A 14,185-nucleotide genomic window follows, 5' to 3' on the forward strand; every position below is an offset into this window, starting at 1 on the left:
TACCGCTCGGCGTACTCAGGGGATCTCCGGGATCAGCAGGTGCGCGTCGTAGCCCGGCCCCCAATGCAGCGTGACGCGACCGCGCGGTGAGCCGGTGTAGGCCGCGGGCATCTGACCGATCAGCGGGTTTCGCGGCCACAGCCACCGCCCGGCGACCACCAGCCGCAGCTGCTCGCCGGCGCGGAACAGCGTCGCCGACGGGCCCAGTGCGACGTCGACCGCGACCACCTCGCCGGGGGAGACGGGCCGCGGCTCGGCGCAGGCCGCTACCGGCTGCCACGGCCGCGAGTGCTCGGGGTCCAGCGCGCGCAGCGCGACCCGCTGCCAGCCGGTGGTGACCCGGTCGCGGCCGAAGCCGTAGGACCCCTCGAAGCCGACGAACCGCCCGTCGCGCCACTTCTCCACCCCGACGAACAGGTGGGCGTCGTCGCAGCCGGCCAGCTCGACCCACAGTCGCGCGGCCATCGGTCCGGTCAGTTCGGTGTCGATGGGCAGGGTCCAGCTGAATGCCGCTGCGCGCGAACCGGTTTCGAAGGTGACGCTGCCCGCCTCCACCGTCTCTTCGGGCGCCAGCACCCCGGCGCCGGCGAGATGCAGTGGGCGCCAACGGGTGCGGGCCAGCGGCCATTCGGCCTCCTCGCGCACCGCGGCGATGGTGTCGCGGTCCTCGCGGACCTCGAGGCGGACGGTGCGGGAGCCGCCCTTGTTCTTGGTGCCGTCGAGCACGCCGCGGAAGAAGCGCAGCTGTTCGTCGAGTGCGGCCTCGGAGTAGAACGTCGCCCACTTGCCGCCGCGATGGGTGTAGAGACGGGCGTGCTCGGAGCCGGCGTGGGTGAACGCCCGGATCGAACCGCGGGAGTGCAGGTTGTTGTCGGAGAAGCTGCCGCACACCAGCATCGGGACCTTGATCGCCGACAGGTCGGGCACCAGCGAGCGCCAGAAGTCGTCGCGCAACGGGTGCTCGTCCTGCATGCGCTCGAGGTCGTAGTCCTCGCGCGTGTCGCGGCGGACGTTGCGCGACCACATGTGGGTGAAGCCGGTCTCGCGCACGCCGCCGGGAAAGGTCAGGTCGCGGTAGGCGTCGGTGAAGCCCTCCCAGGGGCAGATCGCCCGCAGCGCCGGCGGCGCCAGGGCGGCCACGGCGTACTGGCTGATGGCCAGGTACGACACCCCGAGCATGACGACGTTGCCGTCGCACCATGGCTGGCCGGCGATCCACTGAACCAGGTCGTAGCTGTCCTGCGCCTCCTGGCGCGACAGCAGCTTCCCCGTGCCGTCGGAGCGCCCGCAGCCGCGCGAGTCGGCGTTGACGACGGTGAAGCCGCGCGCGGTCCACCACGCCGGATCCGGTGCCTCCCAACCGGTCAGCGCCGAGAATCGCACCGGTTGCGGCTGGCGCAACATGCGGTACTGCGCCGAGAACGTCCACTTGTTGCCCCGCCGCTTGGGCAGGTTGTCCTTGCCGTAGGGATGAATGCTCAGGATGACCGGGCGGGGATCGTCGCTGGTCCGAAAGAGGTTGACCCGCAGGGTGGTTCCGTCCCGGGTGGGGACGTCGACGTCGCGGTCGACGGCGATGTCGGGCGGCGGGTCGGTGACGGTGACGGGCGGTTTGGCGATGCCGCGGATCCGGCCCAGCGCGTATCGCAGCGCGCCCGGGCGCCGCCATGGCAGGTCGAGGGTCGAGCTCACCACACGTGGGGAATCAGCCGATAGCGCACCCGTTGCATGTAGTCACCGTACCCGGGCAGCTCCTGGGCGAGCAGCCGTTCCTCGTCGCGGATGCGCAGCACGTGCACCGCGATGCCCGGGATGAGGAACAGCAGCCCCCAGTACGAGCCGAGCGCCAGGGGTATGCCGGGCATCAGGAACATGTTGCCGACGTACATCGGGTGGCGCACGTGCTTGTACAGTCCGGTGGAGGCCACGGTTTGGCTCGACTCGACCGTGACCGTTGCTGCCGCGTAACTGTTTTGGATGACCACCAGCATGGCGATGCCGAGGCCGGTCGCCACCAGGACGTCGCCGAGCACCGACACCCAGGCGGGCACCGACGACCAGCCCATCCGATGGTCGAACGCGCTGAACACCATGACGCCGAACAGGGTCAGGAACGCGAAGGCGATCACCACCTTCTGCACCGTCCTGGTTTCCGCCAGCGGGCCGACGCGCATGCGGCGTTGCAGGGCTTCGGGGTTCGTCTTGAAGAGGTAGATGCTCGGGAGGGTGGTCGCCGCGGTGAAGGTGGCGGCGAAAGCCCATGCCTGCCAATAGTCGAACGTGCCGGCCGGCAGGAACAGCATCAGCCCCAATACGGCCAGCCCCCACACCGACGACGCCGCCGCGCGAATGCCCGTCCTCATAGTCGCAGATCCCTCCGTCGAAAGGCGCTGGCTCCCAAGACGATCAGCGCCGCGTCGATCGCCAGCAGCCACAGCAGCGGCACGGCGGTGAAGTCGGCGCCGACCCGGGAAATGTGCGCGAACGGTTCGAGGTCGAGCACCCATTGCGGGAACCGGGCCAGCGAGCCGATCAGGTAGACCGCGACGATCGCCACCAGCACCCCCCACGACACGGGCGTGAACCGCGGCGCCAGGCCGAACACGACGACGGTGACGGCGGCGAGCAGCCAGACGGCGGGCAGCTGGATCGCCGCGGTGCCGACGACGACGGCCAGCTTGCCGCCGACGTCACCGGCCGCGGCGCCGTAGACGAGCCCGCCGGCCACGCCGGCGGCTAGCAGCGCGACCGCGGGCCCGAGCAGCGCGGCGGCCAAATGGCTTGCCAGCCAACGGGTCCGGGATACCGCGCCGGCCAGCATCGGCTCGGCGCGCTGACCGGATTCCTCCTGATGCAGCCGCAGCGTGAGCGAGATCGCGAACGCGGCGGCCGCCATGCCGATCATGGTGAACGCCACCGCGATGAAGGCCTCCTCCAGCGCGCTGGTGCCGCCCATGCGCGCGACGATGTCGCGCACGGCGGTGCTGTCGCCGAGCTCGTCGCCGATGCCGTGCGCCACACTGCCCATCAGCACGCCGTACAGGCACAGGCCCACGGTCCACAGCAGCACCGCGCCCCGATCGAGCCGCCACGTCAGCCCGTCGACGCCGCGCAGCCGGGCCCCGGCGGCACCGGGTCCGGCGCGTTCGGCGATCAGCCCGGCGCCCACGTCGCGCCCGGCGAGCAGCCGATAGGCCACCAGGGTGAGCGCGGCCGTCGTCGCCAGGTGCAACGCCAGCACCCACCAGCGGTCACCCGCGTACGGCCGCACCTGCAGCGACCACCCCAGCGGCGAGAGCCACGACAACCCGCCGTCGCCGGCGTCGCCGACGGCGCGCAGCGTGAACGCGACCCCCAGGGCGGCGAACGCGGCGCCGCGGGCGAACCGGGCGCTCGGCGACAGCTGGGCGGTCACCGCGGCGACGGCGGTGAAGACCAGGCCCGAGCAGGCCAGCGCGGCACCGAAGGCGAGCGACCCGCCGGCCGGGACGGCGGTGCTCAGCAGGCCGGCCGCGCCGATCGCGCCGGTGGCGATCGACGCGCCGAACGACAGCAGCAGCGCCGCGCTGAGGGCGGCGTAGCGGCCGACCGCGGTGGAGTCCATCAGTTCGGTGCGGCCGGTCTCCTCGTCGGCGCGGGTGTGGCGGATCACCGTAAGGATGACGGCCACCGCGATCAGCAGGTGGAACATGCCGGCCTTCCAAATGCCCACGGCCCCAAGGCTGTCGTTGTAGACCTGTCCGTAGAGTGCGCGCTGGGCGGGGCTGGCCATGATGGAGGCCGCGAACCCGGCGCGCAGCGCCTGGGTGGGGTAGACCTTGTCGATGCTGCCGACATACACGGTGGCCAGCGGCACCGACAGCAGCAGCACCCACAGCGGCAACGAGACCCGGTCGCGGCGCAGGTAGAGCCGCAGCATGCCGAGCGTGCCGGCGAAGTGGGACGCGGCCCGCGGTTGCGTCGGGCGCGGGCGGTCCAGGGTGGCGGTGCTCATACCGAGACCTTCTTGGTCTCGGCGCCGTTGTAGTGGCGCAGGAAGAGCTCCTCGAGGGTCGGGGGCTGGCTGACGAGGCTGCGCACGCCGGCGTCGCCGAGGGCCCGGATGAGCTCGCCGAGGCTTTCGCTGTCGACCTGGGCGCGCAGCGTGTTGCCGTCGTAGCTGACGTCCTCGACGCCCTTGATGCGGCTGAGATCGCCCGGGTCGCCGATCATTTCGGCCCTGATCGAGGTGCGGCTGAGGTGGCGCATCGACTCCAGCGTGCCGCTCTCGACGGTCTTGCCGGCGCGGATGATGGTCACCCGTTCGCACAGCGCCTCGGTCTCGGCCAGGATGTGGCTGGACAGCAGGACCGTCGCGCCGCGGTCGCGGGCCTCGGCGACGCATTGCTGAAACACGTTCTCCATCAACGGGTCCAGGCCGCTGCTGGGCTCGTCCAGCAGCAGCAGCCGCGCGTGCGACGAGAAGGCCGAGATCAGGGAGACCTTTTGCCGGTTGCCCTTGGAGTAGGTGCGCGCCTTCTTGTGCGGGTCGAGATCGAAGCGCTCGACGAGCTCGGCGCGCCGGCGTTCGTCGATGCCGCCGCGCATGCGGGCCAGCAGGTCGATCGTCTCGCCGCCCGTCAGCGAGGGCCACAGGGTCACGTCGCCGGGCACGTAGGCGATGTGCCGGTGCAGCGCGACCGCGTCGGTCCACGGGTCGCCGCCGAGCAGCCGCACGCTTCCGCCGTCGGCGCGCACCAGGCCCAACAGGATGCGAATGGTCGTCGACTTCCCGGCCCCGTTGGGCCCGAGGAAGCCGTGCACCTCGCCCTCGCGCACGGCCAGGTCGAGGCCGTCCAGCGCTTTGACGGCGCCGAAAGCCTTTGTCAGGCCGCGTATTTCGATAGGCGCGGGGTGTTCAGTCGCCATGGGATTCTCCTTGATCGTCGGCGGCCAGGAATGCGTCGTACATGGTGCGGTCTACCATCAGGCCTTCGGTGTAGATCTCCAGCGCGGGCAGCAACATGTCGCGGGCGTAGTCGCGTAGTACGGCACGCAGATCGGTGGGTGTGTCGTGCATTTGCATATACAGCAGGAGGCCCCCGCCGCCGGTGATGCCGAGATATTTGGCCCTGGCCTTCGGATCGCGGCTGGGCTTTATCGTTCCCGCGCGCACGCCTTCTTCCATGTATTGCTCGGCGTTGTCAATCATCCTCTGCCACAACATCTTCGCCAAGTCGCCACCGGTTTGCATGCTGCGCAACAGGTAGGCGGTCACCGCTGCGAATTCCTCGATCTCGGCCAGCTGCGCGAGCCAGGTGGCGGGGTCGTTGGAGCGCATCGCCTCCGACTTGGTGTTGCGGATCTCTTCGGCGACGAACTGGTCGCAGGCGTTGCGCAGGCCCTCCTTGGAGCCGAAGTGGTGAATGACCAGCGCCGCGCTCACGCCGGCGGCCTCGGCGATGGCGCGCAGCCCGATGCCGAACCCGTGCTGGCCGAACTGGTCGATGGCCGCCTCGCGGATCCGGGCGGCGGCCGTCAGGTCGGCTGAACGCATGTTCAGTACACTAAACGTGCGTTCAGTCTCGGGTCAAGGAGGCGCGTTGTCAGGATTTCGTCAAGGCCACCTTGGATCTGTGGGGAAATTGCGGCTTCGCGCGCGTCGCGCATCCGGTGACGCAATCTGGCCGGGTGAGCGCTATCCGTGCAGGTTGGTTGACGGGCTTGGGGGATCACCGCGATGTGTCGTTACCCCAGCACGATGCCGTTGGAGCCCTTGCCGCCGGGCTGTCCGCTGAGCCCAGGGCCACCAAAGCCGGTGCCGCCCGTGCCGCCGGGTCCACCGTCGCCGCCGGCGCCGGCTTGAGCATGGGAACTGAGGCCGTTGGCAGAACCGGTGTTGCCGCCGTTCCCGCCGCCGCCGCCGTTGCCGCCGTTGCCGCCTTGATACAACCCGGTGTTGGGAGGCGCCAGCACTGGCGCGGAACCTGTGCCGGTGTCGCCGCCGACGCCGCCGGCACCGCCGGTGCCGCCTTGACCGCCGTTACCGCCGTTCAACTGGCCGAAAGCACCACTGCCACCGTCGCCGCCGACACCGCCTGCACCGCCGGCACCACCGGTACCACCCGTGCCCCCGTGACCGGCAGCGCCGTCGGGCCCGCCCGACAGGCTGGCGGCGCCGTTACCCCCGGTTCCGCCGTGGCCGCCGGTGCCGCCGTTGCCGCCCGCCCCGCCCGGAAGTCCTGGGGATCCGCTGAGGCTGTTGCTGCCGTTGGCGCCGGAGCCGCCGTGGCCGCCGGTGCCGCCGGTGCCTCCGTTGCCGGCCAGGCCTCCGCCGCCGGGGGTGCCGGGCTGGCCCGAAGGTGCGGTGGCCGCTCCGGGCGCGCCGCCGTTGCCGCCGTTGCCGCCGTTGCCGCCGTTGTCGCCGGTGCCACCGCCACCACCGGTGCCATTGGTGCCGGCCGTGCCGGTGGCGCCGTTACCGCCGTTGCCAGCCGCCCCGCCGGTGCCTCCGTTGCCGCCGTTGCCGGAGAAGGGTCCACCGGTACCGCCGTAGCCGCCGTTGCCGCCGTTGCCGCCGTTGCCGTCGAGTCCGCCCGCGGCACCGGCCCCGCCGTTGCCGCCGTTGCCGCCGTTGCCGGACGTCGATCCACCGGCGCCGCCGTAGCCGCCGTCCCCGCCGTCGCCGCCGTTGGTGTAGCTGCCGCCCCCGAAACCGGCTCCGCCGTTGCCGCCGTTGCCGCCATTGCCCACGACCCCGGCGTCGCCACCATGTCCGCCTGCGCCGCCTTGACCACCGTTGGTCGCGGCGTCGCCGCCGTTGCCGCCGTTGCCGCCGTTGCCCCCGGTCCCGGGTCCGATACTGCTGGCGGTAGCGCCGTTGGCGGCGAAAGCGCCGTTGCCGCTGGAGCCGCCGGCACCGCCGACCCCGCCAAAGCCCGGGTTGCCGCCGTTGCCGCCGTCACCGCCCGTAACGCCGGCGATGCTGGAATGGTCAAACCCGTTGCCGCCGTTGCCGCCGTTGCCGCCGGCTCCGCCCAGGGCACCGTCGCCGCCGGCACCGCCGGCGCCGTGGGTGCCGGTGGTGCCTGATGATGCCAGGGCCGCGCCCCCCGCGCCGCCGTTGCCGCCGGCTCCGCCGCCTCCGCCGTTGCCGCCGTCGCCGCCGCCTCCGCCGGCCCCGCCATCAACAGACCCGGTGACGAAGCCGTCCGCCCCGGCAGCGCCGTCACCGCCGTTGCCGCCTACGGCGCCGTTGCCGCCGGTCCCTCCCGCGCCGCCGTTGCCGCCGTTACCGGACACCGACCCGCCGTGGCCGCCGGCCCCGCCGTCGCCGCCGGCGCCGCCCGTGCCGCCTGTGCTACCGGTGCCGCCGCTACCGCCGTCACCGCCCGCGCTGGTCGGCGAAGTACCCGCGGCGCCCGTGGTGCCGGCGCTGCCGTTGCTGCCGTTGCCGCCGTTTCCGCCGTTGCCGCCGTTGCCCAAAGTCCCCGCGTCGCCGCCGGCCCCGCCCGCGCCGCCGTGACCGCCGGCGGTCGCGCCGTTGCCGCCGTTGCCGCCGTTTCCGCCGTTTCCGCCGGTCCCGGGGCCGTTGTTGCCGGCGGCAGTGCCGCCGTGCGTGTATGTGCCGTTGCCGCTGTAGCCGCCGGCCCCGCCGGCCCCGCCAAGGCCCGGGTCACCGCCGTTGCCGCCGTTACCGCCGGCTCCGCCGGCGAGGGATTGGCCGAAGCCGAAGACCGTGCTGGCTCCGTTGCCGCCGTTACCGCCATCGCCGGCGCCCCCGCCCAGGCCACCGGCCCCGCCGGCCCCGCCGGCGCCGTGGGTGCCGGCGTGGCCTGTTGGTGCCAGGGCCGCGCCTGCCGCGCCGCCGCTGCCGCCGGTCCCGCCGGCTCCGCCGGCGCCGCCGTCACCGCCAGCTCCACCGGCCCCGCCGGCGGGCGCGAAGAAGGAGCCGTCGGCCCCGCGAGCGCCGTTACCGCCAGTGCCGCCGGTGCCGCCGTTGCCGCCGGCCCCGCCGGTGCCGCCGTTGCCGCCGTTGCCGGACAGCACCCCGCCGTGGCCGCCCGCGCCGCCGTCGCCGCCGGCGCCGCCCGTGCCACCGGTGCCGCCGAGGCCGCCGTTGCCGCCGTCGTTGTTCGACGGGCCTGGCGTGGTACCCGCGGTGCCCGTTGCGCCGGTGCTGCCGGTGGCACCGGCCCCGCCGTTGCCGCCGTTTCCGCCGTTGCCGACCCAGCCGCCATTACCGCCGGCCGCTCCGCTGCCGCCCCGGCCGCCGGGGGCCAACGCGTTGCCGCCGTTGCCGCCGTTGCCGCCGTTGCCGTCGGTTCCGCCCCCGTTGGTGTCGGGGTAGCCACCGGCCACGGCGACGGTGCCTGAGCCGCTATTGCCGTCGACCCCGCCGACGCCCGGGTTACCGCCGTTACCGGCCGCGCCGCCGTTACCGCCGAAATACCCGTCGCCACCGTTGCCGCCGTTGCCCCCCGTGCCACCCACCCCACCTGTGCCGCGGGTCCCACCGATGCCGTGCGTGCCGGCATGCCCGGACGGGGCCAGGGCCGCGCCGCCGGCCCCGCCGTCGCCGCCGTTGCCGCCGGTGCCGCCCAGGCCGCCGTCGCCGGCCGCGCCGCCGGCCCCACCGGCCGCCACGGGAGTGCCCGTGAAACTCGGGCCCGCGGCGCCGTTGCCCCCGGCGCCGCCGGCCCCGCCGACCCCGCCGTTCCCGCCGGCGCCGCCGGCGCCGCCATTGCCGCCGTCGCCGGCCAGCGACCCGCCGCTGCCGCCGGCGCCGCCTGCGCCGCCGCTGCCGCCGGTGCCGCCGGTGAAGCCGCTGCCGCCGGTGCCCCCGTCGGCGCCCGGGCTGGTTGCCGCCGCACCCTGACTGCCGGCCGCGCCGATGCTGCCGACCTTGCCGGCGCCGCCGGCCCCGCCGTCGCCACCGTTGCCGACCGCCCCGCCGTTGCCGCCGGCACCGCCGGCCCCACCGGCACCACCAGCGACGACCGCGTCGGCGCCCTTGCCGCCGGCCCCGCCGTTGCCGCCGGTGCCGGGCAGGTGGCCCGCCGCACCGTTCGCACCGTGGTTAGCGCCCGCGCCGCCGGCCGTGCCGCCGATCCCGCCGGCACCGCCGACACCGGGGTTGCCGCCGGTTCCGCCGGCGCCGCCGGCCCCGGCGACGCCATCGACGACGTTGCCGTCACCACCGGAGCCGCCGTTGCCGGGAATCCCACCGGTTCCCCCGTCCCCCGCCCTCCCGCCGTCACCGGCGATGCCCGCATGACCCCAATAGCCGCCCTGGCCAGCCCTGCCGCCGTGACCGCCGGCCCCGCCGTCCCCGCCGGCGCCGCCGTCTCCACCAGCCCCACCAACTGCGCCCGGGCCGCCCGTGAACCCATCGGCGCCTTGCCCGCCGGCGCCCCCGTCGGCGCCCGTGCCGCCGAGCCCGCCGTGCCCCCCGATACCGAAGATCAGCCCGCCATTGCCGCCTGATCCGCCGGCCCCGCCGGCGCCCCCGGCTTGCCCCGCGCCGCCGACGCCGCCGGGCGGCACGGCGGCGGCACCCTGAGCGCCTGCCAAGCCGGAGCCACCGGCCCCACCAGGGCCGCCGTTACCGAACAGCAGCCCGCCGCGGCCGCCGGCCCCGCCGCCCCCACCGGTAGCGCCGGCGACGGCGGCGGCCCCGCCGTTGCCTCCGGCCCCGCCGTTGCCGTACAGCGGCCCGCCGTTACCACCGTTGCCGCCGGTGCCGGCGAGTCCGGCGGCTCCACCGTCGCCGCCGTTGCCGTAGAGCCATCCGCCGTTGCCGCCGTTGCCGCCGTGGCTGCCGCCTACCCCGCCGGCGCCGCCGGTGCCGATCAGCCCGGCCGCGCCGCCCGTGCCGGCGATGCCGCCGGCCCCGGCATTGCCGCCGGCCCCGCCGTAGCCGTAGATCCATCCGCCCCGGCCGCCGGCACCTCCATGGGCGCCGCCGCCTCCGCCGGCGCCGCCGTTGCCGATGAGCCCGGCCGCCCCGCCGTTACCACCGGCTCCCGCTCCGGAATAGCCGTTGCCGCCGTTGCCGTAGAGCAGCCCACCGGCCCCGCCGTCGGGGTGGGCGGCCGTCCCGTCCGCCCCGTTGCCGATCATCGGGCGGCCCAGCAGCGCTTCGGTGTGGGCATTGACCACGCCCAGCGCATCCTGCTGGAAGGCCTGCAGCTGCGAGACGTTGGCCGCCTCGTCCGCCGCGTAGGCCTGCGCGCCGGCGTCCAGCGCCCGCACAAACTCGGCGTGAAACACCGCCGCCTGGGCGCTGAGCGCTCGATATTCCTGCCCGTAGCTGCCGAACAATCCCGCTATCGCGACCGACACCTCATCGCCGGCCGCAGCCAACAGCTGCGTCGTCGAGCCGGCCGCCGCCGCATTGGCGGCCCCGACCGCCTGCTCGATCCCGGCCAAGTTCTGCGCGGCCGCCACCAAGAACCCCGGCGTCGCGACCACGAAAGACGACATCAGCGGCCCCCGTCACGACGCGGCCACTGCGCTACCGGGAGCGCTACCGCACCACCGAGGCGTCTCCCCGTCGACACCGTCATGGGCGTCTCCCTTGCCCGTAGAAAGCTCAGACCATCCGAATCGTCGACAAACAAACGTGTGCGGGGGCCGTAGCCGACTACCTCATTCCCACCCCGGGACGCGCATCCGACTACCCCACGTCAGCAACTACCGGCACCAGACGATCGGCCTCGACCGCCACCCCTGATCGAGCCATCGCTGACCCGCGATTGCCGCCCGCGCAAAACATTGCACCCGAAATAAATGCGATGAATTTTCGGCCGAGCGGCGGGCATAAATTGATAGCAGAACCTACATTCAACATGTGACGATTAGTGGGCCTTTAATCGGCCGCGGCAAGGAACTTCTGGTGATTGCCGACGCGCTGCGCGCGGACAATTGCCGAGGCGTGCTGATCGTCGGCGCTGCCGGTGTCGGCAAGACGCGCCTCGCCGAGGAAGCGGCGGCCGCGGCGTCGGGCTGGGTCGTCCACCGCGTCACCGCCACCGTCACCGCGCAGTCAATCGCGTTGGGCGCCTTCACCACATGGTCGAGCGGGAGCCAGGAGAACCCGCACGACGCCGCCCGCGAGGTGGTGGCGGCGATGACCGCCGGCACGTCAGGCCCGATGCTGATCAGCATCGACGACGCGCATCTGCTCGACCACCTGTCCGCCTTCGTCGTGTATAGCCTGCTGCAGCACCCGAGGGCCAAATTTCTCATCACGGTCCGCAGCGGCGCCCCCGCGCCCGACGCGGTGCTGACGCCGTGGAAAGAAGGAATCTTTCGCCGCCTCGATTTAGCGCCACTATCCCAATCGGAAAGCGACGATCTACTTCGCAGCGCATTGCGCGGACAGGTCGGCGGCGAATGCGCCGAGCAGCTTTGGGAATTGACACGTGGTAACTGCGCGTACCTGACCCACCTCATCGGTCAGGAACGCGCGGTGGGCAATCTCGTCGAGGACGACGGCACGTGGCGCCTGCGCGCGGCGCCGACGGTGTCGCCGTCGCTGCGTGATCTGGTGCGGCTGCAATTCGGGGCGCTCTCCGAATCCGTGCAAGGGGTCGTCGATCTGGTCGCGGTCGCCGGATCGCTTGGCCGATCACTGCTCAATTCGCTCACCGACAACGAGGCCGCGGCGGAGGCCGAGCGGCTAGGAGTGATCCGCGCCGACGAGGCGGCGCCCGACCTGATCCGGATCGCACACCCGCTGTATTCGGCCATCACGCTGGCACAGTGTGGTCGGCTGCGGCAGAGTCGTCTGCGCGGTCGGCTTGCCACCGCGATGACCAGCCCACACAACACAGCCCCGGTCGATCCCGTTCAGCTGGGGTTGCTCTGGCTCGAATCGGATCTGCCGCCCAACGCCGAGGTCTTGCTGGCGGCCGCGGAGGCCGCGCTCGCGCAACTCGACATCGAGTTCGCCGAACGGTGCGCGCGTGCCGCCGTCGACGCCGGTGGCGGCATCGGGGCGAAACTCCAGCTCGCCTACTGCCTGTTTCTTCTCGGCAGCAGTAGTGAGGCCCAGGCCGAGTTGAGCCGCATTCGCCCGGATGAACTGCGCGGCAACGATTTCCTCAACGAGTTCAGCTTGATGGTGATGAACCTGCAGTTTGGTTTCGCTCAACCGGACGAAGCGCTCCGCCTGATCGAGGGGGCGCAGCAGGGTTCGACGGGTATCCGCGCGCAGGAGCTCAATTTGTTGCGCGGTTTCCACCTGGGTTTCGCCGCCGACCCAGTTGGCGCCATCGATGCCCTACAGTTCGTCGATCCTGATCAATTCGACAGCTTCGGTGCCGTCGTCTGCCTTGGGATCCGAACCCTCGCCCATGGGGAGCGCGGGCAGCTCAGCAAGCTGCGGCTGGAGGCGGCACGGGGCTGGAAGGTTTTCGACGACGAGCCCGACGCGTTCATGGTGGCCAATCTCGCCAAGCTGCAGACCTACGTGCTGATTCTCGCTGGAGACGTCGCCGGTGCCGCCGAGGTGGCCCAGCATGCGTACCGGCGTTGCGCCAGGTCGGCGCCGGTGGCGCGCACGCTCTGCTCGGCCACCATCGGTCTGGTGGCCCTGGCCGCGGGGGACCTCGCGGCGGCACGGCGTCGCCTGCATCCCGGCCAGGTCGAGTTGGGGCAGTTTGGGCTGATCACGGGCCACACGTATCGGTACCAGGTGCACTACACCACCGCGCTGGCGCGATCGGGAAAGGTCGAGGACGCGGTACAGGCACTCGAACGGACCGCCGATGCCCGCCGGCCCCATCTGCTGTACGTCGAAGCCATCTACCTGTTGGCCCAGGCCTGGGTCGCTGCGGCGCAGGGGCAGATCGAACGCGCACGCGACATTTCCGCGCAGGCCGCAACCTTCGCGCGCCGGCACGGCGAGCTGGCCACCGAGGTCTTCTGCCTGCAGACCTCGGTTCAGTTCTGCGACACCACCGTCGCGGACCGGCTGGCAGAGTTGGCCACCTTCGTCGAAGGACCGCGCGCACCGATTGCCGCGCGCTACGCGAAAGCGCTCGCCGACGACGCCGCGGCGGAGCTCGAATCGGTAGCCGCGGACTTCGAGGCGATGGGCGATCTCCTTGCCGCCGCGGACGCGGCCGCCCATGCGTCGTCGGCCTACCGAGTGGCCAGCCGAAACGGCAGCGCCTTGACCGCTGGTGCTCACGCCGAGAGCCTCGCCAAACGTTGTGGCGGCGCGACCAGCCCGGCGCTGACGGGCGCCAAGATCGCCTTTCCGTTCAGCCACCGTCAGCGCGAGATCGCGCTGCTGGTGTCGAAGGGCCTCACCAACCGGGAGATCGGCGAGGCCCTGTCGTTGTCGATCCGCACCGTCGAAGGCCATATCTACCGCGCCACCTTCAAGGCTGGAATCTCTTCTCGCGCCGAATTGGCGAGGGTTGTCCAGCAGTTCTCTGACTAGTCGCGGACCGCGGCCAGCAGCCCGTCGCCCAGCGGCACCAGCGCCGGCGTGAGCCGCTCGTCCTCGGCGATGAGGCGGGCCGCCTCGCGCACCGCGGTCACCTCGGCGTCGCGGGCGGCGGGATCGCCCGCCCGGCCGCCCAGCGCCGCGCGGTGCACCACGATCACGCCGCCGGAGCGCAGCAGCCGCACGCCCTGGACGACGTAGTCCGGCTGGTCGATCGGGTCGGCGTCGACGAACACCAGGTCGTAGGACTCGTCGGCGAGCCGGGTGAGCACCTCCTGGGCGCGGCCGCCGATCAGCCTCGTGCGCGACGGCCCGACGCCGGCCTCGGAGAACGACTGCTTGGCCAGCCGCAGATACTCGGGCTCGATGTCGATGGTGGTCAGCACGCCGTCGTCGCTCATGCCCGACAACAACCACAGCCCGCTGACCCCCGCGCCGGTGCCGACCTCGGCGACGGCCTTGCCGCCGCTGAGCTTGACCAGCAGGCTCAGCAGCGCGCCGACGGCCGGCGTCACCGCCCCGGCGCCGATCTCCTCCGCGCGCTCGCGCGCCGCGGCCAGCAGCGCGTCCTCGGAGATGGACGCCTCGGCGTGCGCGCACAGCGCGTCGGCTCGACTCGGTGCGGCCTGAGGAGGTTCGGTGTCGGTGCCGTCCATGCCCCGCAGCGTATTCCAATTCGCGCCGCCGTCGGGCAGGCGCGCCTGGGACGACACGCCCGGCATCCGCGTGGCGACCAAGCTCACTCAC

8 protein-coding genes are annotated in these 14,185 nt (G+C 72.9%); 1 reads left to right on the plus strand and 7 read right to left on the minus strand.

What is annotated here, in order from left to right:
- Positions 1-15: 15 nt before the first annotated feature.
- The 6 genes from AC5Y4Z_RS04300 to AC5Y4Z_RS04325 all read right to left on the minus strand — a co-directional run bounded on the left by AC5Y4Z_RS04300 (position 16) and on the right by AC5Y4Z_RS04325 (position 10,464).
- Entirely contained in the window at positions 16-1,692 is a 1,677-nt protein-coding gene (locus tag AC5Y4Z_RS04300; RefSeq protein ID WP_499961088.1) for a CocE/NonD family hydrolase, read from the minus strand.
- Entirely contained in the window at positions 1,689-2,363 is a 675-nt protein-coding gene (locus AC5Y4Z_RS04305) for a methyltransferase family protein (RefSeq protein WP_499961089.1), read from the minus strand. The genes AC5Y4Z_RS04300 and AC5Y4Z_RS04305 overlap by 4 nt, the downstream gene beginning before the upstream one ends.
- Positions 2,360-3,994: an ABC transporter permease gene (locus tag AC5Y4Z_RS04310; RefSeq protein ID WP_499961090.1), complete on the minus strand. Its 1,635-nt coding sequence runs from the start codon at positions 3,992-3,994 to the stop codon at positions 2,360-2,362. The genes AC5Y4Z_RS04305 and AC5Y4Z_RS04310 overlap by 4 nt, the downstream gene beginning before the upstream one ends.
- A complete protein-coding gene (locus AC5Y4Z_RS04315) occupies positions 3,991-4,908 on the minus strand; it encodes an ABC transporter ATP-binding protein (RefSeq protein ID WP_499961091.1) in 918 nt (305 codons plus the stop codon). Before AC5Y4Z_RS04315 ends, AC5Y4Z_RS04310 begins: the two co-directional genes overlap by 4 nt.
- Entirely contained in the window at positions 4,898-5,536 is a 639-nt protein-coding gene (locus AC5Y4Z_RS04320; RefSeq protein WP_499961092.1) for a TetR/AcrR family transcriptional regulator, read from the minus strand. The genes AC5Y4Z_RS04315 and AC5Y4Z_RS04320 overlap by 11 nt, the downstream gene beginning before the upstream one ends.
- Before the next feature lie 191 nt (positions 5,537-5,727).
- On the minus strand, positions 5,728-10,464 hold the full coding sequence (locus AC5Y4Z_RS04325; RefSeq protein WP_499961093.1) for a PE family protein: 4,737 nt from the start codon (positions 10,462-10,464) through the stop codon (positions 5,728-5,730).
- Positions 10,465-10,831: 367 nt separating this feature from the next.
- On the opposite strand from AC5Y4Z_RS04325, the gene AC5Y4Z_RS04330 reads away from it, so the two are divergent.
- On the plus strand, positions 10,832-13,432 hold the full coding sequence (locus tag AC5Y4Z_RS04330; RefSeq protein WP_499961094.1) for a helix-turn-helix transcriptional regulator: 2,601 nt from the start codon (positions 10,832-10,834) through the stop codon (positions 13,430-13,432).
- Here the strand turns inward: AC5Y4Z_RS04330 and AC5Y4Z_RS04335 are convergent.
- Positions 13,429-14,094, minus strand: a complete 666-nt coding sequence (locus tag AC5Y4Z_RS04335) for an O-methyltransferase (RefSeq protein WP_499961817.1) — start codon at positions 14,092-14,094, stop codon at positions 13,429-13,431. The genes AC5Y4Z_RS04330 and AC5Y4Z_RS04335 overlap by 4 nt on opposite strands.
- Between the last annotated feature and the right edge of the window lie 91 nt (positions 14,095-14,185).

The sequence above is a fragment of the Mycobacterium sp. NGS63 genome (genome assembly GCF_059812295.1).